This window comes from Paenibacillus jilunlii (assembly GCF_900102965.1).
Lineage (GTDB): Bacteria > Bacillota > Bacilli > Paenibacillales > Paenibacillaceae > Paenibacillus_AQ > Paenibacillus_AQ jilunlii.
Genome location: NZ_FNGM01000005.1, coordinates 260,138 through 279,221 on the forward strand (window position 1 = coordinate 260,138; position 19,084 = coordinate 279,221).

The window sequence follows — 19,084 nt, forward strand, 5'->3', positions numbered from 1 at the left end:
TTTCGTCCGGTTCTGCCTGAAATGTCTGGCTTACCAGCCTCCGTTCCACTTGTTGCGGCCTCCCGGTTTGCCGCGTCCGAAGATCAGCCAAGCTCCCGCTGCAATCAGTATGGCCCCCAGTACATAGAGCGCTCCCGTTCCAAGCATGCTGAAGACCAGCAGCACTACACTAAGCAGACCCAGAATGACGGCTGATGTGGTAAGTCCGCCGTTTCTCCCCGGGGAATAGATCGAATATTCGTATAGCCCGACGGCGATGCCCAGCAGCAGCAGCGGCCACAGATGAGACATCAGTCCCCAGCCCCAGGTGTTGCACAAACCCAGAAGCAGCCCGTATACGGTCAGAATCCCAGCGGGCAGCAGCACCGATGCCGGAGCCCGGCGGCTGAAGAAAAGCACATGCAGGAACAGGCCGGGTACCAGAATCACAAGCGGCCACAGCGCCCGCCCGAGAAATCCGAACACCCCCAGCTTTCCGAACAGAATCACTATGCCGGCGGCGAGGATAAATATACCCAGTTTTGCATCGTTTTTGGAAGACATATTTCACCCATCCCTTCAAAAATTCACGTCTTTTCTCTCAGCCCCGTCACTGAACCACACAAGCACGTGACAGGATTCTCTTTATATTTTATCTGAAAAATAAATAAAACACCATCATTCTTCTTTGTTTTGGGCAGCCATGCCAAAGAGGCTGGGCCAAAGCTGCGGCAGCTCTGGTTCAGCCTCTATTCATTCCCGGATTTCACATTCCCGGATTTCACTTTGCCGATAAAGGCCTGCGCTTGAATACACCCGACAGAACCACGATGATTCCAAGCAGCAGCGGCAGCAGCGAATGAAGGGACGGCAGCAGGAAGGAAATCACCGCACCAAACTTGGCGTCCTGAAGCAGCATATCCCCCGCCGTGTAGGCGAGGATATAGGCGCCAATATAGGTCAGGACGGGAAGCCGGTGCAGCCAGCCCACAATGATTCCGCTGCCCCACACCACAATCGGAATACTGAGAGCAATACCAATTACAACCAGAGCGAGATCGCCTTTGGCGACACCTGCGATGGCCAGCACATTATCCAGGCTCATAATAAAGTCTGCCAGCAGAATGGTGCGCACGGATTTCCATACGGTTGAGCTCTCTTCCACCCGGATGTTCTCTTCTTCCTCCAGCAGCAGCTTGAACGCGATCCATAGCAGCAGGATTCCCCCGCCGGCTTCAATATAAGGGACCTTAAGCAGCAGCACTGCGGCAAAGGTGAGCAGGCAGCGCAGCGCGACAGCACCGGCGGCTCCCCACCAGACCGCCAGCTTGCGGTGATGCTCCGGCAAATTTTTACTGGCCATAGCAATGACCATTGCGTTATCTCCGCTCAGCACAAGATTGATCATCAGGATCTCACCAAGCAGCAATAAAGATTCCATGGACCTCAGCCTCCCCGAACTGCATGTATTTACATGTATGTCCAAGCAGGGCAAGCTATGCTACAGGCAGAGGCTTTTTTCCAAAGGGGGAATGTCCGGCGCTTTTTTAGCGTATACAACACTATACAGTTCAGAAAACTCTAATAGGAGTGACCCACTCTTGAACACATCCGTTCCGGATTTCATATTGCCGCTGCTGAATATTATCTTTCTGGATCTGATTCTGGCTGGTGACAATGCCATTGTCATTGGCCTTGCTGCGCGGAATCTACAAGGCCGGACACAGAAAAAAGCAATCCTGCTGGGCACAGGCGGGGCTGTGGTACTGCGGATTATTGCCACTATTCTGGTAGTTTGGCTGCTCAAGATTCCCTGGCTGCTGCTGTTCGGCGGCCTGCTGCTCATTCTGATCGCCTATAAGCTGCTGACCGGAGACAGCGGCGGGCCCGATATCCAGGCAGGCGGGACGTTATGGGCGGCGGTGCGGACCATTATCATCGCTGATGCGGCCATGGGGCTGGATAATGTGATCGCAATTGCCGGGGCAGCCAACCACAATATTGTACTGGTTGTGCTGGGACTGCTGATTAGCGTGCCGATTGTAGTCTGGGGCAGCACCCTGTTCATTAAGCTGATGGGCCGGTATCCCTGGATCATCTATATCGGCTCCGCTGTGCTTGGGCTGACCGCTTCCAGCATGATTACAGAAGAAAAGCGGATTGCCCCTTTTGTGGAGGAGCATCCGCTGCTGCGTATTCTTTTCATTATTCTGGTGATCGGCGGAATCCTGGCGTCAGGTCACTGGAAGCGGGTCCGGGACCACCGCAAGGCAGCACATAGCGGCACATAGCGGCTGACTGACCGGCTGGTGAAGAACAAAACGGCTAAGCCTCCTTGACTGGATAGATTTCAGTCCAGCATCCTGTTCCCCGCAGGTGAAGTGGAAAAAGGATAACTAATTTAGCTCATTTCGCTCTTAACTGAGCAATATAGCCCAATTAAGTTACCTTTTTCCACTTTTTCTCACAATTGTTGATTTGTGGGGGAAATAAGGCCCCTTTTTCCAACTAGCACTGCTCACAAAAAAGGGGTACTCCATTGACCGCCATGGTCTGGAGCACCCCTTGCTTCAGGTTAGAACCATTCTTCCTGCAGCCCGGCTTGCGCCGGTACCACATCGCTGGGCTTCTCATCCCCGTATGGGGTTATGGTGACCGTTTCCGTACCGGCGACCGCTGCATCCAGCAGAGCACTGTAACCAGGAAGGGTCGCTTCGATCTTGTCGACGATCCGCAGATTGGGATTGGTCGTCGGTGATTTTGGGACAAAGAGCGTACAGCAATCCTCGTAAGGGAGGATGGAAAGGTCGTAGGTGCCGACCGTTTTGGAGAGCTCCACGATTTCGCTCTTGTCCATCATTACGAGGGGCCGCAGCAGCGGAAGCGGGGTCGCACGGCCTATGACGTTCATGCTGGACAGCGTCTGGCTGGCAACCTGCCCCAGACTTTCGCCTGTAACGAGGGCAAGTGCCCCCTCCCGCTCAGCCAGCCGTGTGGCAATCCTCAGCATGGCCCGGCGCATCAGGGTAATTATCAGGTTATCCTGCCCAATTCCTGTAAAGGAGGTTTGCACCTCAGTAAACGGGACAAGATGGAGTTTGATGACACCAGCATACCGGGACAATACCCGGGTCAGATCAACGACTTTTTGCCTGGCCAGCTCACTGGTATAGGGAAAACTGTAGAAATGGACACATTCCACTTCAAGTCCCCGGCGCATGGATGACCAGCCTGCTACCGGACTGTCAATACCGCCGGACAGCAGCAGCATCGCTTTACCGTTGGTACCGAGCGGAAAACCTCCGACACCGGCGATATTTTCACAGAAAATGTACGTGTGCCCCTCGCGGATTTCAATCCTAAGCTCCATCTGCGGCGACTTCACGTCCACAAGCAGCCCCGGATAGCTCTGAAGCAGCGGTGTAGAGATCAGCTTGTTCATTTCGATCGAACCGTAAGGAAACTCCTTCCATACCCGGCGCACATTCACCTTGAAGGTTGTGCCGGCCGGTGGAGCAGCAATCCGAAGAAAGTTTTGGCTGACAGCCAAAATATCATCAAAGTCCGAAAGCGAAACCTTAACGGGACTTATCGAAGCAATTCCGAAAACATTGCGCAGCACATCGGCCAGTTCTTCTGCAGGCTCACCGTTCAACTGTACGTAAATGCGGCCGAACTCCTTGCTTAACGTCACCTTGGGAAAAGGCCTGATCATTTCTTTCACATGGCGCAGCACGGTTTTCTCAAACCGGGAACGGTTTTTCCCCTTTAAAGTAAACTCTCCGAACCGCAGCAGCAGCATGTCTGCATATTCGATACTTCTTGTGGTGCCTGGCCCAGATTCGTCCGCGAACCCGTTCTCTATATCTTTCATCCGTTATTTCATGCCTCCTTCAGCTTTCTTCAATGACTGTACAGCAGCCAGCAGGGCTTGTTCAAGCAGAGCTGCATCGGCTTCAGTATGGATGTCCCCGAGACTGATCCGGATGCCGCCCAGAGCCGCCGGGACATCTCTGCCCATCGACAGCAGGATCCGGCTCGGTTCAGCAAGCCGCGAAGAACACGCGGAACGGGTCGAGACCGTCATTCCGAGCTCCTCCAGCTTGCGCGCGAGCACCTCGCCCTTCATGCCAGGGTAGGAGAAATGAACAATATGTGGTGCGCCGTCCTCCCGGCTGTTCAGGACAAGCTCAGGCATAGCCGCAATAAAATGCAGCAGCCGGTTGCGGAGCGGAATCAGCTGTCTGCGCAGGTCTTCCCGCCGTTCTCCGCTCATTCGCACAGCCTTGGCGGAAGCAACAATTCCCGCTACATTTTCGGTTCCGGCACGGTTTCCATGTTCATGGGAGCCTCCCGTCAGCAGCGGGAATAATGCAGTCCCTTCCCGGACCACCAGTATTCCTGTGCCACGCGGACCACGGATTTTGTGCGGCGACAGACTGTACAGCTCGGCCTGCCACTCCTTTAGCCGTGTCTCCAGTTTGCCATACCCCTGCACTCCATCGACATGAAACAGCGTCCGGCGGTTCACGGCTTTGATTCCTTGGCCAATCTCCCGCAGCGGCTGCACCGTTCCAATCTCATTATTGACATGCATGACACTCACAAGCACGGTATCCGGCCGGATGGCAGCGGCTATATCCGCCGGGTCCACTATCCCTGTGCTTGCAGGTGCGACAAAAGTTACCTCCCAGCCCAGCTCCCGCAGCTGCCGGCAGCTCTCATACACCGAAGGATGCTCCAACTGTGTTGTCACGATATGCCTTCCTCTTCCCTGATACTGCAGGGCGGCGCCTTTGATGGCCAGGTTATTGCTCTCGGTGGCTCCCGAGGTAAACAAAATTTCGTGAGGCTGTACAGCAAGTGCGGCTGCGCATACCTCCCGCGCACGCGTGATGAGCCGCTCCGCTTCCATCCCGGCGCGGTGCAGGGAAGAAGGGTTGGCATAATGCAGCCTCATAATTTGTTCCACTGTCTCCACGACTTCATCGTACGGCGGGGCAGCAGCAGCGTAATCCCAGTAAAGCATATATCGGAAGTCTCCTTTGCGTCTTCTGCTTGTTCACCTTGCAGGCATCCCCATAATGGCGAAAAAGGATCAAACGGTCCTTTGCCACCTCTGTGGTTAAAGGGTATACCCGTTTGATCCTTTTTATTATACCGCGTATTTGGCGCGGGCGCGTTCTATTTTGCCGATATAGGCCTGCGTCTCCTCCGGAAGCTGCGACAGATTGGCCATCAGCTCCAGGTCATTGCTTACTCCAAGCTTGTTCACCCGTCCGGGTCCGGCATTGTATGCGGCAAGCGCCATGTTCTCCTGTCCATTATACCGTTTCAGTTGATAAGACAGATAACGTACTCCGCCGTCGATGCTCTGAGCCGGGTCAAAGGGGTCGGATACGCCCAGCCCATTCGCCGTTCCATCCATCAGCTGCATAAGCCCTTTGGCTCCGGCTGAAGACACAACATTGGGATTGAAGGAAGATTCCGTGTCGATGACAGCTTTGATCAGATCAACGGGAACTCCGTATTTCGCGCTGGCATTTTGAATCAGCTCTTCATAATCCGTAGGTTTGGTCTCCGTTATTTCCCCGGAAATGGCGTTGTAGGCTTCATCCATTCCTCCAAGCTGCTGCCACAGCAGTCCGCTTAGGGAAGAGCTGTCAAGCGAAGCTGCCGGACTGCCGGAGTTTCCGCTGGTATTCTGGAGCGCCAGCTCCTGCAGGAGTGCGGCAAATTCTGCCGATGAGCTTCCTGTCACTTCCGGTTTTCCGTTATCCGTCCCGTTGTTAACTTGGGAGGAACTTCGCAGGTTAATCCATTTCAGCTGCCCGGTTCCGGTTCCAGCTGCGGGGTTGATCGCCATGCTGAGCATTCCTTCTTTCAGGGGTTGTTTTAAATGTGTATAGTGAACTGAACTTGATAAGTGATATTCGGGTTTGGTCGTGAAAAATTAAAATACGCCTTTATTTTACAATTTTCTCGGAGCAATTGCTATATACGGACAGGCAAAAACAGACTTCAGACCTGCATAGATAGGTCTGAAAGCCTGTTTTGAATCTGGATTTACGGCTGCTAAGGCGTCTACCGGGCAAAAGGAATCATGACAAAATAGCTGAGTGTAGAGACAATCCCCAGTCCCATGGCCCAGGCACCGGCTGTTTTTTGCCCCCTGGCATATGCATAATAGCCAAGGACTGCAGCAATGGGTCCCATAATAATCGACCAGATAAATAAAGAAACTACTCCAAAGCCTAAGCCTACATAACCAATGGAGCGGCTTTCACTGCTGGTCCCTGTCTCTGTATTGGCTTCTGCCCCATTGATTTGTCCTCTGTGCACATGACTGGGCAGCGGGCTGATTTCAGCGGCGTATTCCTCATTATGCGCTTTGTCGCGGCGGGGGTAATCTACACGGCGCGGACGCAGGACAATTTTTCTGCGCTGATAGCGGTCCAGATTGGAGTCATCACTTTGCTTGTCCATAGCGCGTCCCCCTAATCGTTAGGCTTGAACGTCAGACAACAGGTAGCAGAAGAATTACCGGCGTAATCGTGATGGCCCCGCTCAGTCATTTCTTCGGCGTATTCTTCCTTGAAGGCGTTGCCCGAATGCTTGTCGATTTCAATGAGTATTTCGTCTGCACGGCACAAGTTCTGTTCTCCCCAATAATGACAGTTGCTCACACTGCATTTTACAAGCGTTTTTGCGGTTGTCATAGTTATCACCTCGGCTTCATTATGTCCGCAGTAAGCGCCCCCTATGCTGCACAAGGGTTTCCAATTCAACGTCACAGGCTTCCTTAGCGGCGAAAAACAAAAAAAGACCGCATCCGCCATAACCATGGCAAATGCGATCTTCTGGAGCCGGAGCAGCTGAACTCAGGTTATACCTGATTCTGCATGCGTTTTTCGGTCAAATAATCATTTTCATAATAACTGAGGTCATCCCGCAGTTCTTCATAAACCTTGGTAATATCCAAGATAATATCCCGTGCCGGACGGACCGGCTTTTTGCGGAAACGGATCGCATCCTGGCCCGTGTAGGCATAACGTCCGTCTTCGGAATAACTTTCATTTTTGGGATAAAAGAAGTTGTTTACACCAAAGTGGTATACGTTATAAAGGGCTTTTTGCGCAAATGCATCATCAAAAGTGGCACGGCGCAGGGCAACCCCAAGTTTCTCATATGACATTTCCGAGAACACCAGCAAATGGCGGAGATCGGACAAAAAGCCCTGATAAAAGAGCAGCGTTTCCTCATCATCCTCTGTGACCAGTTGCGGCAGCGCATTTTGATTCAGGAATATTTCCATTTTTCCGATTACGGATTTAAGCTTTTCTCTCGTCGTTTCACACAATTTCTGCACATTGGCTGCTGACATGGCGATTGCTCCCCCTTATTAGTCCTAGCTCTTGTAGTTGTAATCCATACAATCACAGCGAGGCATTTCCAAGTGCTTTTACATCGTAAGCACTTACTTTCTGATATTAACATAAAACCTTGGACGACGGTATCCTTTTCTCAAATGCATAAAACCTGCGCGCTCTCCTAAACCTACAGCTATACAATGCCATGAAGGAGCGGAGAATATGTCACGCAAAAATGCAATGATAGCCGGTTTGATTACCGCCGCTTTTACTATAGCCGTGTTCACGTACACGCTTCGGCCGGATGGAGGTCCAGCGCTGAGACAAGCCGCCGTACCGAACCCGTCACAGGAAAAAACCATTAAAAAAACGGCCCTTACCCAGGATGTCAGCTCCACCGACCGTCTGAACAGAACAGATGTCAGCAGGCATTTGCGGACCATGTTATCCGAGACGGATGGCAAAACGCCCGAGGATATTTCAGCATATGCCAAACAGCTGCAGCAGGGACACGGACATATTGCCATGCTGATGTGGATTGATTTCCGCACGAAGCAGTCCAGTACGTTCAAATCCTCTTTTCCTGAAGGAAGCGACCGGGAGAATAAACAGCTGCTGAAGTACCTGAGCACCGCAAAAACGGCCATCCAGAGGCATCAAAGCTACGAGTCTCCTTCCTTTATCATCGGCAATAAAAAATATTATTTCACAGCCCAGCGCGACCGGGAGGGACATTATGGGGTCATCGCTTTGATCAATCAGAAGATTCTCGACCGGGTGGCCCAGCATCAGCTCAAAAACCTGCGGCTGATCCCCTATCCGAAGGAAGGGACATACCGGGTGGAATCCATTCATGCGGATACCCTGAAGGAGCTCACCGTCAAGACCGGCCACGATAATGAGAATGCCAGCCATTATTACGAAAATGAGATCGTCGTCCGCTTCAAAAACGGCCATCCCACCGCCGGACAGCTGCAGACCATCGCCGCCGATATCCGCTGCAAGAAGCCGCGCAAGCTGGGCTACGCCTACATTTTCCGCTCCGGGAAGATGAATTACACTCAGCTAAAAGCTTATTTTGACCATAAGTGGCACCCGCAATATACAGAACCCCACTATATGTATTTAACCAATGATACCGTGGGCGAAAATACCGGAGCTGCAGTAATTACGCCAAATGATCTGCTGTTCTCTACTTACCAATGGAATCTGCCGGCTATCGAAACCGAACAGGGCTGGAATCTGTCCAAAGGCAGCAAAGAGGTCATTGTAGCGGTCGTGGATACCGGTGTGCAGGCCAGCCATCCTGACCTCAAAGGCCAGCTGCTTGCCGGATATAATGCCATTACGAACACTTCGCCGCCGGATGACGACGTAGGGCATGGCACCCATGTTGCCGGAATTATCGGTGCACTGACCAATAACGGAGAAGGTGTGGCCGGCATCAGCTGGTACAACAAGATCCTTCCGGTAAAAGCGCTCGACAACTCGGGGGCAGGAACCACCTATTCCGTTGCCGAGGGGATCATCTGGGCAGCCGACAAAGGCGCCAAAGTCATTAACCTCAGTCTGGGCAATTATGCCGATTCACAGTTCCTGCATGATGCGATTAAATACGCCTATGACCGCGATGTAGTGGTTGTGTCCGCTGCCGGGAATGACAACACGGAGCGTCCGGGGTACCCTGCCGCCTATCCGGAAGTGCTTGCAGTCGCAGCGACCAGTGCCAATGGCGAAAAAGCCTCCTTTTCCAATTACGGCGACTATATTGATGTTGCCGCTCCCGGGGAGAGCATCGCCAGCACCTACCCTGATAACCAGTATGCGGCGCTGTCCGGCACCTCCATGGCCAGTCCTCATGTTGCGGCACTGGCCGGACTGGTACGTTCCCTGAACCCTGCTCTGACGAATAAAGAAGTCATGGCGCTGATGACCTCCAATGCCGTGGATCTCGGGGACCCCGGGCAGGATAAATATTACGGCTGGGGCCAGGTAGATATCTACAAGACGCTGCAGGCCGCAGGCGGAGGCGAGGTTCCGCTGCAGCTGTTCCCGCAGCATGTCGGCCGCCAGCTCAAAACCCTCCGGCAGAGCCTGGAGAACGGCTATTAAATGAGCGGAGGTGCTTGTCCAGGAGGCTCAGGAACAGCCGTAGTCCCCGCTCCATGTCTGCTTCCGTCATTTGCGAATAGCACAGGCGGATATGCCGTGAGGGCAGATCCCCGGCGTAACACACATCTCCGGGGAGAAAAGAAATGCCCTCCTGCTCCGCCAGCTCATGCAGCTGTGCAATGCCGGAAGCCGATGGAAGCTGCAGCCAAAGGTTCAGCCCCCCTTCAGGCAGAACCCAGGTCACACCCGGCGGGGCGTACTGCTTCAGCAGCCTGGCCGCCTTCTCCATGCGCCTCCGCAGAGCAGCCCGGAGCGTACGGGCATAGTCCTCGTACTTGCGCGCAATGAACGGAAGCACCGCACCTTGCGTCAGCAGCGGACTGCCCAGATCACTGGCCGACTTGGCGGCAATCAGTCTGGAGAGGATATTGCCCTCGGCTGCAACACAGGCAATCCGGCAGCCCGGGGCGATCACTTTGCTGAAGCTTTTCATATATACCACATGCCCGTCCTCATCCATCGATTTGATCGGAGGGGGTGGGGGCGTGCGGAAATACAGGTCACTGAACGGATCATCCTCTACAATGAGACAGCGGTAGCTGCGGGCAAGCTCCAGCAGCCGCTGTCTTCTTGTCATGCTCATTGTGACGCCGCTCGGATTCTGGAAGGTTGGGTTTGTATAGATCAGTTTGGGCGGCCTGGCATCGCATAACCTGGTCAGCACATCCACACGCATCCCCTCATGATCCATCGGCACGAAAATCATCTCTGCCCCTCTTCCGGCGAATACGTCAATCGCGCCGGTATAGCTCGGAGCTTCCAGGTAGACGGTATCTCCGGGACCGACAAACGTCCGGGCCACCAGATCGATTCCCTGCTGTGTACCGCTGGTAATCATCAGATCATCAGCGCTGAGATGAATGCCGCGCGGCTGCAAATGCCTGCGCATGATCTCCCGCAGCTCCGGGTCGCCCTGGAAATTACCGTAGGATGCCATCAGTTCGGGCTGGCCTGTTACCAGTTCAGCCATAGTTGTACCAATAGGCTCCAGTGGAAGAAGTTCGCCGTGAATGGCTGCCAGATGGAACGGATACTTCACCTCAGAGTAACCGAAATTGCGCCAGAGCTGAGCGCGCGGCAAATAATCATCGTAACCGTCCCGCCAGTCTGCACCATTCCCGGGCCCGCTCCGCTCATGCTCCGCTACAAAGCAGCCTTTGCCCTGGCTGCATATGAGATGTCCCTTCTTCTCCAGATCGGCGTAGGCCTTGCTCACAGTGACCTGGCTTACCTTCAGCGTGGCTGCCAGACTTCTGACAGAAGGCAGGCGGAAGCCCGGCTGCAGCAGCCCGGAAGTAATCCGCTGGGCCAGCGTATCGCTGATCTGCTGCGGCAAAGGTTTGCTGCCGCTGCGAAGCAAATCGATATGCATTTTTCCGTCCTCCCAACTGTTATATTCACCGCTTTACTGTTATACCGCTATGCCGTTATGATACAACAAAAACCAAGAGCGGGGTACTTTTTATGAAGATAAATTTTTCTACAACAGCGGATCATCTGGGATCTTCAGCAGTCCGTGAAATTCTGAAGGTTACTCAGGGCAAAGACATCATCTCTTTGGCCGGAGGACTTCCCGGTGAGGAGCTGTTTCCAATGCAGGCTGTCCGCGATGCCTATGCCAGGGCACTCTCTGCTGATACTTCAGCCCTTCAGTACGGCTTGACTGAAGGCTACCTGCCGCTGCGGGAACAACTCGCCGCGAGGCTGACCGGGCAAGGCATTCCGGTATCCTCTTCCGATATGATTCTGACTACGGGCTCGCAGCAGGCGCTGGACCTGCTGTGCAAAATTATGCTGGACCCCGGCGATGCCGTGCTTGTTGAAGCGCCAACTTATCTGGCTGCGCTGCAAGTGCTTGGCTCTTACCGGGCCGCGATTCACACGGTCCAGAGCGATGAGCACGGCATACTGCCGGATCACTTGGAAGAGCAGCTGCGCATACGGCGCCCCAAGCTGCTGTATGCTGTACCTACCTTTAACAATCCGTCCGGAGCCACCTGGAGCAGAGAACGCCGTGAACAGATTGTAGATTTATGCCGGCGCTATGAGGTGCTCATTCTCGAAGACAATCCGTATGGCGAAATCGCCTTCGATGAATCCCCAGGCGCTTATCCCCCTACGCTGGCAGCGATTGACCGAAGCGGCGAAGGCGAATCCTGTGTGGTCTACACAGGAACCTTCTCCAAGATTGTTGCTCCGGGAGTGCGCACCGGCTGGATCATCGGCCCCCCTGAATTGATCCGGGTGATCGCCAAAGCCAAGCAGGCTGCTGATTTGCATTCCAGCACCATTGACCAGCGGGCACTGGCTGAACTGCTGCAGACCTTTGACCTTGAGGGGCATATCCGCCTGATTTCCCGAGAATACCATTCACGGATGAAACTGCTCTCCGGCGAACTGGCGTCCCGCAGCTGGGAAGGCACATATTTTCTTGAGCCGCGCGGCGGCATGTTCCTGTGGCTGACCCTGGCTGAACCTGTTAACGCCGCAGAGCTGCTTCCTTATGCCGTAGAGCAAGGGGTAGCTTTTGTACCTGGCGAGGTGTTCTATTCCGAGCAGCCGCGGAGGAATACGATGCGGCTTAATTTCACGCATACCCCTCCTGCGCTGATGCAGACTGCGGTGCAGCGGCTGGACGAGGCTCTGAAGATTTACTCCCGGAGTAAAGAAATTCCGCAGCAGATTCCTCAAGCAAAATAACCCATTGCATACCTAAAAGCGGCCCTCCGAGGAGGGCCGCTGTCTTATGATTACGCCAGTTCAATTCAACATTATTGCCAACAAGTTGTCAGTTAGGAAAGTTTGCCGTAAGCCGGGTTCTGTGCTCGTCGTGGTTCGAACGGGAACTACCCTCCCACCATAAGCGACAATCATCTATCTAGGCCGTACATTACTGCACAGCTCCAGCGACCAACCTAGACGCGCCTCAGGCGAAGGCTGCTTCTTCCGGTTAAGGAGAAGCTGCGTCTCATTAGGTCTTGCTCCAGATGGGGTTTACCAGGAACGAAGTCACCAGCGTTCCTCGGGGTCTCTTACACCTCGGTTCCATCCTTGCCTGTGCCGCCCGAAAGCGGCCATCGGCGGTCCATTTCTGTGGCACTATCCTTCGGCTCGCGCCGACTGGACGTTATCCAGCACCCTGCCTTGTGGAGCCCGGACTTTCCTCCCGCGGCGTCTTCACGCGCGCCGGCGATTGTCTGTCAAACTTTCCGATCAACATTGTATATTATACAGACTTGCATCCTGCGGCACAAGTGTAAATAAGAGGGAATTAGAGAAAAGCAAACGGCTCCGTGTTCACCTCAGAGGCATGTACAGCGGTTTGGTATTTATGCTCGTTCAGCTTAGCAGTGATCCACTCAGCTACTTTCACTTTCATAATCTTTTCCGCATTGTGTCCCGGATCAATCAGCGTAATGCCCGCCAGAAATGCATCCTGTGCCGTGTGATAGTCAATGTCCCCGGTCACGAGCACGTCCGCTCCTTTGAAGATGGCGCTGTTGTAATACTTCGCCCCGGAACCTCCCATTACAGCTGCTTTGCGGATAGGCCGGTTCAAATCCCCAACGACACGAACATGGTCGACCTGAAGTCCGCTTTTAACCGTCTCAACGAATTGCCCCAAAGTCACCGGCTCCTTAAGCTTCCCTACCCGGCCCAGCCCGAAACTGCGGCCCTTCAAGTCCATGGAATAAAGATCATAAGCCACTTCTTCGTAAGGATGGGCCTTCAGCATTGCCTGCACGACTTTATTCCGGATCGGCTGTGGCACAATCGTTTCAATGCGGACCTCCTCAGCACGCTCCAGCTTGCCCTTCTCACCAAGGTAAGGGTCCGATCCCTCTCTCGGGATGAAGGTTCCATAGCCTTCAATATTGAAGCTGCAGTGGCTGTAATTGCCGATCCAGCCCGCACCGGCGTTCAGGATGGCATCCAGCACCTTCTGGTGGTGGTCCTTCGGCACAAATACCACCAGCTTGGACAGCTGCTCGGTATGGATATCCTTTATCGGCGCACCCTCCAGGATGCCCAGGGCTTCCGCCATCCAATCGTTCATGCCGCCTTCGGCCACATCCAGATTCGTATGGCTGATATAGACAGCAATATCGTTTTTGATCAGCTTCTCATAGAGCTTGCCCATAGGGGTATCGGTCTGAATTCCCTTAATCGGACGGAAAATAATCGCATGGTGGGCGATGATCAGATTGCAGCCCTGTGTTATCGCTTCATCCACGACCGCTTCATTGACATCAAGCGCCACAAGAACACCGGTAATCTCCTTCTGCAGAGAACCAAGCTGCAGCCCGACGTTGTCCCATTCCTCCGCCAAATGTTTGGGGGCAAGCTGCTCCATATATCCGATTACAGTTTGTCCTTTGGCAAACATGCCAGCACCTCCACTATTCGGTTGATCTGCGCCGAGATCTGATTGCGTCTTTCCTCTGCCGAGGCCTGTCCGGAACGGGACAGCGAAGTCAGAATTCCCTGCAGCTTGGCAATCTCTCCTTGCCATTTGGCGAAGAACGTTGCATTCGGCGATTGCAGCAGCCATGGTCCCATCTCCAGCAGCAGCTCACGGTCACACACCGTTCCTCCGGCCAGCTGCAAATCACGGTACAACAGCTCATTTGTGATTCCTTCAGCAGCCTCTTCCCTGACGGCGGTCAGAATTTCATAAATCTTGCCGTCTTCCTCCAGGATATGCTCGGCGGTAAGCACCCAGCCATGGTTCAACAGCCAGCGGCGCAAAATATCCTCACCGACATTCGGCTGAAGCGCCAGTGTCTTCACGCCTTCAAGCTTGCCGAGGCTTAAGCCCCGGTCCAGAATCGAGGCAATCAGCGCGCCTCCCATCCCGGCGATGGTAATACAATCGGCTTCCCCTGGCTCCAGTACTTCAAGCCCGTCTCCGCGGCGGACGGCAATCACCTTCCCCAGTCCAGCCTCTGCTACCCCCCTGCGGGCGGCTTCGAACGGTCCCGGGTTCACTTCTCCGGCAACGGCAGAAGGTGCCCGGCCGCTCGCTACAGCCGCTACAGGCAGCAGGGCATGGTCAGAGCCGATATCAGCGACAATGCTGCCCGGCGGAATCTGCTCCAGCACAAGCTGAAGCCGGTTTGATAATTTATTGTTATTCATGAGGTCACCCACGTTATCCATTTTTTGCGGAAAATAAACAGCAGGGCAAGACCTGCCGCAATCTTCAATATCAGTATTAGCGAAACCCACTGGGGAAAATCCTGTCTCAGCAGCAAAGCGTCAATTTCAGGCATAATCCAGAGTGAGACACCTACGCCCAGGTAGACTCCGGAAACACCATTCACCCGGTGATGCAGCAGCCAGCTCAGCCATACCATCAGCACGCAGAGCGGCAGATACAGCAGCTCCAGTTCAAGAATGGAGGCATCCGGCCGCTGCTGCCCGAAGAACCCTGCATACAGCAATGCCCAAAAGGCAAAGCCGCAGAAATGCAAAAGGCTGATCCGCAGAAAAAATCCGAGAACGACCCACAGCAAGCCGCAGCCTGCAATCAGCAGTGGCCGCCAGAAATCGGGATCAAGATCATGCAGTGCAATAAGCCATAATCCGAAGCCCAGTGTCAGCACGCTTCCGGCCCCCGCCAGCACGAGGCTGATCATGTTGTTCCGGTCCCGGTAAATGTATGAGTAGCCATAACAAACAATCAGGACACAAAGTGCGGTAGCAAGTTGCAATGGCCAGGGAAAAACGCTAAAATAAAGACTAATCAAGAAAATCAAGGAAATAATTCCAAAACCAAACAGCCATATTTTGATGCTTCCCTGCTGAAGATTACGGAGCGAAATCGGATTGCTGTCCTTCACCCCGGCCTCATCATCATAGAGGTTGCTCAGGAAATCGCAATACTGCTCCGGCAAAACCTTGCTTCTTCTCCAGTACTGAATTTCTCTTAAAATAATTTCACGTTTTTCCAAATTCAACGGCTCATCCCTCTTTCGGACCTTGACTCCGGCCTAAGCTAAAAGGACCTCCTGCCACCGTGCAGCAGAAGGTCCGGTTTATGACACTATTCGAGGAAATCCTTAAGACGTTTGCTGCGGCTTGGATGCCGGAGCTTGCGCAACGCCTTGGCTTCAATCTGGCGGATCCGCTCACGGGTAACGCCGAACACTTTGCCGACCTCTTCGAGTGTTCTCGTCCGTCCGTCATCCAGACCGAAGCGCAGACGAAGCACATTCTCCTCACGCTCTGTGAGCGTGTCCAGCACATCCTCCAGCTGTTCCTTCAGCAGCTCATAAGCAGCTGCGTCTGCAGGCGCAAGCGCCTCCTGATCCTCAATGAAATCACCCAAATGCGAATCATCTTCTTCACCGATCGGTGTTTCCAGTGATACCGGCTCCTGGGCAATCTTCATAATTTCTCTGACCTTCTCAACCGTCAGCTCCATCTCGGCGGCAATCTCCTCCGGCGATGGCTCACGTCCAAGCTCCTGCAGCAGCTGGCGGGATACCCGGATCAGCTTGTTGATGGTTTCCACCATGTGTACCGGAATCCGGATCGTCCGGGCCTGGTCCGCAATTGCCCGCGTGATGGCTTGGCGAATCCACCAAGTCGCATAGGTACTGAATTTGAAGCCTTTGTTGTGGTCAAACTTCTCAACAGCTTTGATCAGACCCATGTTGCCTTCCTGAATCAGGTCGAGGAACAGCATGCCGCGTCCAACATAACGTTTGGCGATACTTACGACGAGCCGCAGGTTCGCTTCAGCAAGCCGGCGTTTGGCTTCCTCATCGCCGTTCTTGATTCGCATCGCCAGCTCTACTTCGTCATCAGCCGACAGCAGCGGCACACGCCCGATCTCCTTCAGATACATCCGGACAGGGTCATTGATCTTGATTCCGGGCGGGAGTGACAAATCGTCGTCGAAGCTGAAGTCATCATTGTCGCTGCCTTCGTTATCCTCGCTTGGCCGAAGGGTATTGACCTCTTCGTCATTCTCATTCACAACCTCGATACCCAAATCGCTCAGCTGCTCGTAGAATTCCTCCATTTGCTCGGGGTCCTGATCAAACGGCGACAGTTTCTCCATAATATCTTTGTAGTTCAATGATGATCTTTTCTTGCCTTGCTCAATAAGCTGATCCTTAACCTGATCCAGAGTAAATTCCGCTTCCAGTTCAGTGTGCTGATCGTTCGCCATAATTCGACTCCCTCCTCCCTAGGTACATCCTGTCAACTGCTCATTGTCTCTCTAGGGCTATAATCTCACTTGCTATTTGTGCCGCACGCAAAAAGTCGCCCGACTTCTCAGCCTGAATCATCTCTTCGCGTTTTTGTTCCATCCCGCGTTGCACGGGGTATTTCCGCACTTCACGGATACAATCATCCAGAACCTGTGTATTCCAGTCCGGAGGAGTGTCCATCATGGAAATCGCGGTTGCGGTTTTTTCCAGACGGTCATCCTGAAGCGATGATAGAAACCGGCTGATGCCGGGGGGTTTGCCTTGCGCGTAATAGGCATATAGATAAGCGGCAATTGCCGCATGATCATCAATGTTGAACTCTTCTCCGAGGCGTTCGCCTACATATGCCGCGGCATCCGGGTCCTGTATCATCCAGGACAGCAGCCGCCGTTCGGCAACATGATAAGCTGGCAGCAAAGTCGGCGTCTGCACCTGCCCTTTTTTATGCCTACCATTATTCCACCTTTTGTCGTTATTATCCCCTTCGGGAAGGTTTTTTTGCATGGACGCCCGAAGTAAATTGCAGTCCTGCTTCAAGCTATCATATGACAGCTCCAGCTCGGAGGCGATTTCGCGCAGGTAGACCTCGCGCTCTGTGGAGGAATGCAGGGAGGCAATAATCTCCAGGGCCTCCTTGACATAGGCTATTTTACCGTCTTCCTCTAGCAGTATATGGTTTTTTTTCAGATATATAAGCTTAAATTTAATGGATGAAACCGCTGAATCAATGACTTGCTCCTTGAACCGCTCTCCCCCATGGCGGGAGATGAATTCATCGGGATCGAGTCCGCTGGGAAGCACAGCCACCTTAACCCGCAGGCCGTTATCCTCCAGCATCGGGATCGCCTTCATTGCAGCAGCTTGTCCCGCCTTATCGCCGTCATAAGCCAGAACGATCTCATCACCCAGACTCTTCATTAGAGCCACATGTCCCTCTGTCAGAGAGGTCCCCATGGTAGCCACACCGTTATGCACACCTGCTTCCCAAGCCGAAATGACATCACCATAGCCTTCAAAAAGGACGATTTGCCGCGTTTTGCGGATGGATGCTTTGGATTGGTGCAAATTGTACAGAATCCGGCTTTTGTTAAACAGTCTGCTCTCCGGGGAATTCAAGTATTTCGGCTGACCGTCTCCAAGAATTCTTCCGGCAAAAGCAATCACCTTCCCTGTACGGTTCGCAATCGGAAAAATGACGCGTCCGCGAAAGCGGTCAATATACCCTTTGCCTTCACCTCTGGCCGACAGCAGTCCGCCCTTCTCCATCTCGGCGAGATTAAAGTTCCTTTTGTCCAGGAACTGGAGCAGTGTATCCCAGCGGTCCGGTGCATAGCCGATCTGGAACTGGTCGATCATTTTGCCGCTGAAGCCCCGGGATCTCAAATAATCCATGGCGGCAGTGCCGTATTCCGTATTCTTCAGCAGAAAATGATAAAATTTAGCCGACAGCTCATACGCCTGAATCAGCCGGTCACGCTCAGGATCAGGAGGGGAGAGGACGCCTCCGGTTCCCTCGGGAACAGGGATATCACTTTCTTCCGCCATTATTCTGACTGCTTCGGGGAAGGATAACCCTTCGATTTCCATCCTGAATTTGATGGCATTGCCCCCCATGCCGCAGCCAAAGCAATGAAAGACCCCCCGTTCGGGGGTTACAGTGAAGGAAGGGGTTTTCTCCGAATGAAACGGGCAGAGGCCCCATAAATATTTCCCCTGCTTGGACAAATGGACAACCTTACCGACAGTATCGACAATGTCATGCCGTGCGAGGACACTCTCGATCACTTCTTCCGGAATATTACCTTGTCCGCTAGCCACTCAACCACCTTCATCTCTTAACAAATAAATATAATTCGCTATAGCTGGACATTCTCCTGCAAAATCATTAAAAGTTTTGTCAGTTTATGTTGAAAATAAATTTTCTCTTCCGCGGTGATCGCTTTTGGCCCCTTGGAATAATGACCTCGCCTTCGCTCCACGGCTCTGGCATGCCTGCTTTCCAGCATAAAATCCATGCCCAAATCATCATATTCCTGTCCGCGGTTAGACAAAACCCTGCAGCGTTTGCCCAGCGCCAGCGCGGCCAGGCCGTAATCCTGCGTGACGACAATATCGCCTGCAGTAATGTGATTCGCAATGTACAGGTCGGCGCTGTCAGCCCCGCGATCCACTTGAACGACCGTGACGCCTTCCTCTCCCCTCAGCACATGATCGTATGAAGAGACCATGATTACCGGGATACCGAAGCTCCGGGCTGCGGCAATAATTTCTTGCTTCACCGGACAAGCATCCCCGTCGACCACGATCTTCCTTTCCTGCGGCCTTTCCATGCTCATCACC

18 protein-coding genes and 1 other RNA gene are annotated in these 19,084 nt (G+C 53.4%); 3 read left to right on the plus strand and 16 right to left on the minus strand.

Going from position 1 to position 19,084, the window contains the following annotated elements:
• Positions 1-30: 30 nt before the first annotated feature.
• Together BLQ82_RS11840 and BLQ82_RS11845 are read right to left on the minus strand one after the other, a co-directional pair.
• A complete protein-coding gene (locus tag BLQ82_RS11840; RefSeq protein ID WP_062526975.1) occupies positions 31-543 on the minus strand; it encodes a hypothetical protein in 513 nt (170 codons plus the stop codon).
• 217 nt (positions 544-760) lie between these two features.
• On the minus strand, positions 761-1,420 hold the full coding sequence (locus BLQ82_RS11845; RefSeq protein ID WP_062526973.1) for a TerC family protein: 660 nt from the start codon (positions 1,418-1,420) through the stop codon (positions 761-763).
• 160 nt (positions 1,421-1,580) lie between these two features.
• Between BLQ82_RS11845 and BLQ82_RS11850 the strand changes: the two genes are divergently transcribed.
• Positions 1,581-2,270 carry a TerC family protein gene (locus BLQ82_RS11850; RefSeq protein WP_062526971.1) on the plus strand — a complete coding sequence of 230 codons (690 nt, stop codon included), beginning with the start codon at positions 1,581-1,583 and terminating at the stop codon, positions 2,268-2,270.
• Between the two features lie 284 nt (positions 2,271-2,554).
• Here BLQ82_RS11850 and thiI read toward each other — a convergent pair whose 3' ends face one another.
• The 6 genes from thiI to BLQ82_RS11880 all read right to left on the minus strand — a co-directional run bounded on the left by thiI (position 2,555) and on the right by BLQ82_RS11880 (position 7,363).
• Positions 2,555-3,781, minus strand: a complete 1,227-nt coding sequence (gene thiI, locus BLQ82_RS11855) for a tRNA uracil 4-sulfurtransferase ThiI (RefSeq protein ID WP_062527777.1) — start codon at positions 3,779-3,781, stop codon at positions 2,555-2,557.
• Between the two features lie 75 nt (positions 3,782-3,856).
• The gene (locus BLQ82_RS11860) at positions 3,857-5,008 is read right to left on the minus strand and encodes a cysteine desulfurase family protein (protein ID WP_062526969.1); all 1,152 of its coding nucleotides are present in this window, start codon (positions 5,006-5,008) and stop codon (positions 3,857-3,859) included.
• Between the two features lie 126 nt (positions 5,009-5,134).
• A complete protein-coding gene (locus tag BLQ82_RS11865) occupies positions 5,135-5,845 on the minus strand; it encodes a lytic transglycosylase domain-containing protein (RefSeq protein WP_062526967.1) in 711 nt (236 codons plus the stop codon).
• 218 nt (positions 5,846-6,063) lie between these two features.
• A complete protein-coding gene (locus tag BLQ82_RS11870; RefSeq protein WP_062526965.1) occupies positions 6,064-6,465 on the minus strand; it encodes a hypothetical protein in 402 nt (133 codons plus the stop codon).
• A gap of 11 nt (positions 6,466-6,476) precedes the next feature.
• On the minus strand, positions 6,477-6,698 hold the full coding sequence (locus BLQ82_RS11875; RefSeq protein ID WP_039837010.1) for a DUF1540 domain-containing protein: 222 nt from the start codon (positions 6,696-6,698) through the stop codon (positions 6,477-6,479).
• Between the two features lie 167 nt (positions 6,699-6,865).
• On the minus strand, positions 6,866-7,363 hold the full coding sequence (locus BLQ82_RS11880) for a YpuI family protein (RefSeq protein ID WP_062526963.1): 498 nt from the start codon (positions 7,361-7,363) through the stop codon (positions 6,866-6,868).
• Between the two features lie 208 nt (positions 7,364-7,571).
• Between BLQ82_RS11880 and BLQ82_RS11885 the strand changes: the two genes are divergently transcribed.
• On the plus strand, positions 7,572-9,461 hold the full coding sequence (locus BLQ82_RS11885) for a S8 family peptidase (protein ID WP_062526961.1): 1,890 nt from the start codon (positions 7,572-7,574) through the stop codon (positions 9,459-9,461).
• Here the strand turns inward: BLQ82_RS11885 and pdxR are convergent.
• A complete protein-coding gene (pdxR, locus tag BLQ82_RS11890; protein ID WP_062526959.1) occupies positions 9,424-10,893 on the minus strand; it encodes a MocR-like pyridoxine biosynthesis transcription factor PdxR in 1,470 nt (489 codons plus the stop codon). The two genes, BLQ82_RS11885 and pdxR, sit on opposite strands and share 38 nt — an antisense overlap.
• A 92-nt stretch (positions 10,894-10,985) precedes the next feature.
• On the opposite strand from pdxR, the gene BLQ82_RS11895 reads away from it, so the two are divergent.
• Entirely contained in the window at positions 10,986-12,221 is a 1,236-nt protein-coding gene (locus BLQ82_RS11895) for an aminotransferase-like domain-containing protein (RefSeq protein ID WP_062526957.1), read from the plus strand.
• 93 nt (positions 12,222-12,314) lie between these two features.
• Here BLQ82_RS11895 and rnpB read toward each other — a convergent pair.
• The 7 genes from rnpB to BLQ82_RS11930 all read right to left on the minus strand — a co-directional run bounded on the left by rnpB (position 12,315) and on the right by BLQ82_RS11930 (position 19,080).
• Positions 12,315-12,730: RNase P RNA component class A (rnpB, locus tag BLQ82_RS11900), an RNA gene on the minus strand.
• Positions 12,731-12,792: 62 nt separating this feature from the next.
• The gene (locus BLQ82_RS11905) at positions 12,793-13,908 is read right to left on the minus strand and encodes a Nif3-like dinuclear metal center hexameric protein (protein ID WP_062526955.1); all 1,116 of its coding nucleotides are present in this window, start codon (positions 13,906-13,908) and stop codon (positions 12,793-12,795) included.
• Positions 13,884-14,660, minus strand: coding sequence for a tRNA (adenine(22)-N(1))-methyltransferase (locus tag BLQ82_RS11910; protein WP_062526953.1), 777 nt, complete (start codon positions 14,658-14,660; stop codon positions 13,884-13,886). Before BLQ82_RS11910 ends, BLQ82_RS11905 begins: the two co-directional genes overlap by 25 nt.
• On the minus strand, positions 14,657-15,481 hold the full coding sequence (locus BLQ82_RS11915) for a hypothetical protein (protein WP_062526951.1): 825 nt from the start codon (positions 15,479-15,481) through the stop codon (positions 14,657-14,659). The genes BLQ82_RS11910 and BLQ82_RS11915 overlap by 4 nt, the downstream gene beginning before the upstream one ends.
• Positions 15,482-15,567: 86 nt before the next feature.
• A complete protein-coding gene (gene rpoD, locus BLQ82_RS11920) occupies positions 15,568-16,701 on the minus strand; it encodes an RNA polymerase sigma factor RpoD (protein WP_020426386.1) in 1,134 nt (377 codons plus the stop codon).
• A 40-nt stretch (positions 16,702-16,741) separates the two neighbouring features.
• Positions 16,742-18,562 (minus strand): DNA primase, encoded by a 1,821-nt coding sequence (gene dnaG, locus BLQ82_RS11925; protein WP_062526949.1) that lies wholly within the window; start codon positions 18,560-18,562, stop codon positions 16,742-16,744.
• Between the two features lie 38 nt (positions 18,563-18,600).
• Positions 18,601-19,080: a YaiI/YqxD family protein gene (locus BLQ82_RS11930; protein ID WP_244280769.1), complete on the minus strand. Its 480-nt coding sequence runs from the start codon at positions 19,078-19,080 to the stop codon at positions 18,601-18,603.
• Positions 19,081-19,084 lie beyond the last annotated feature (4 nt).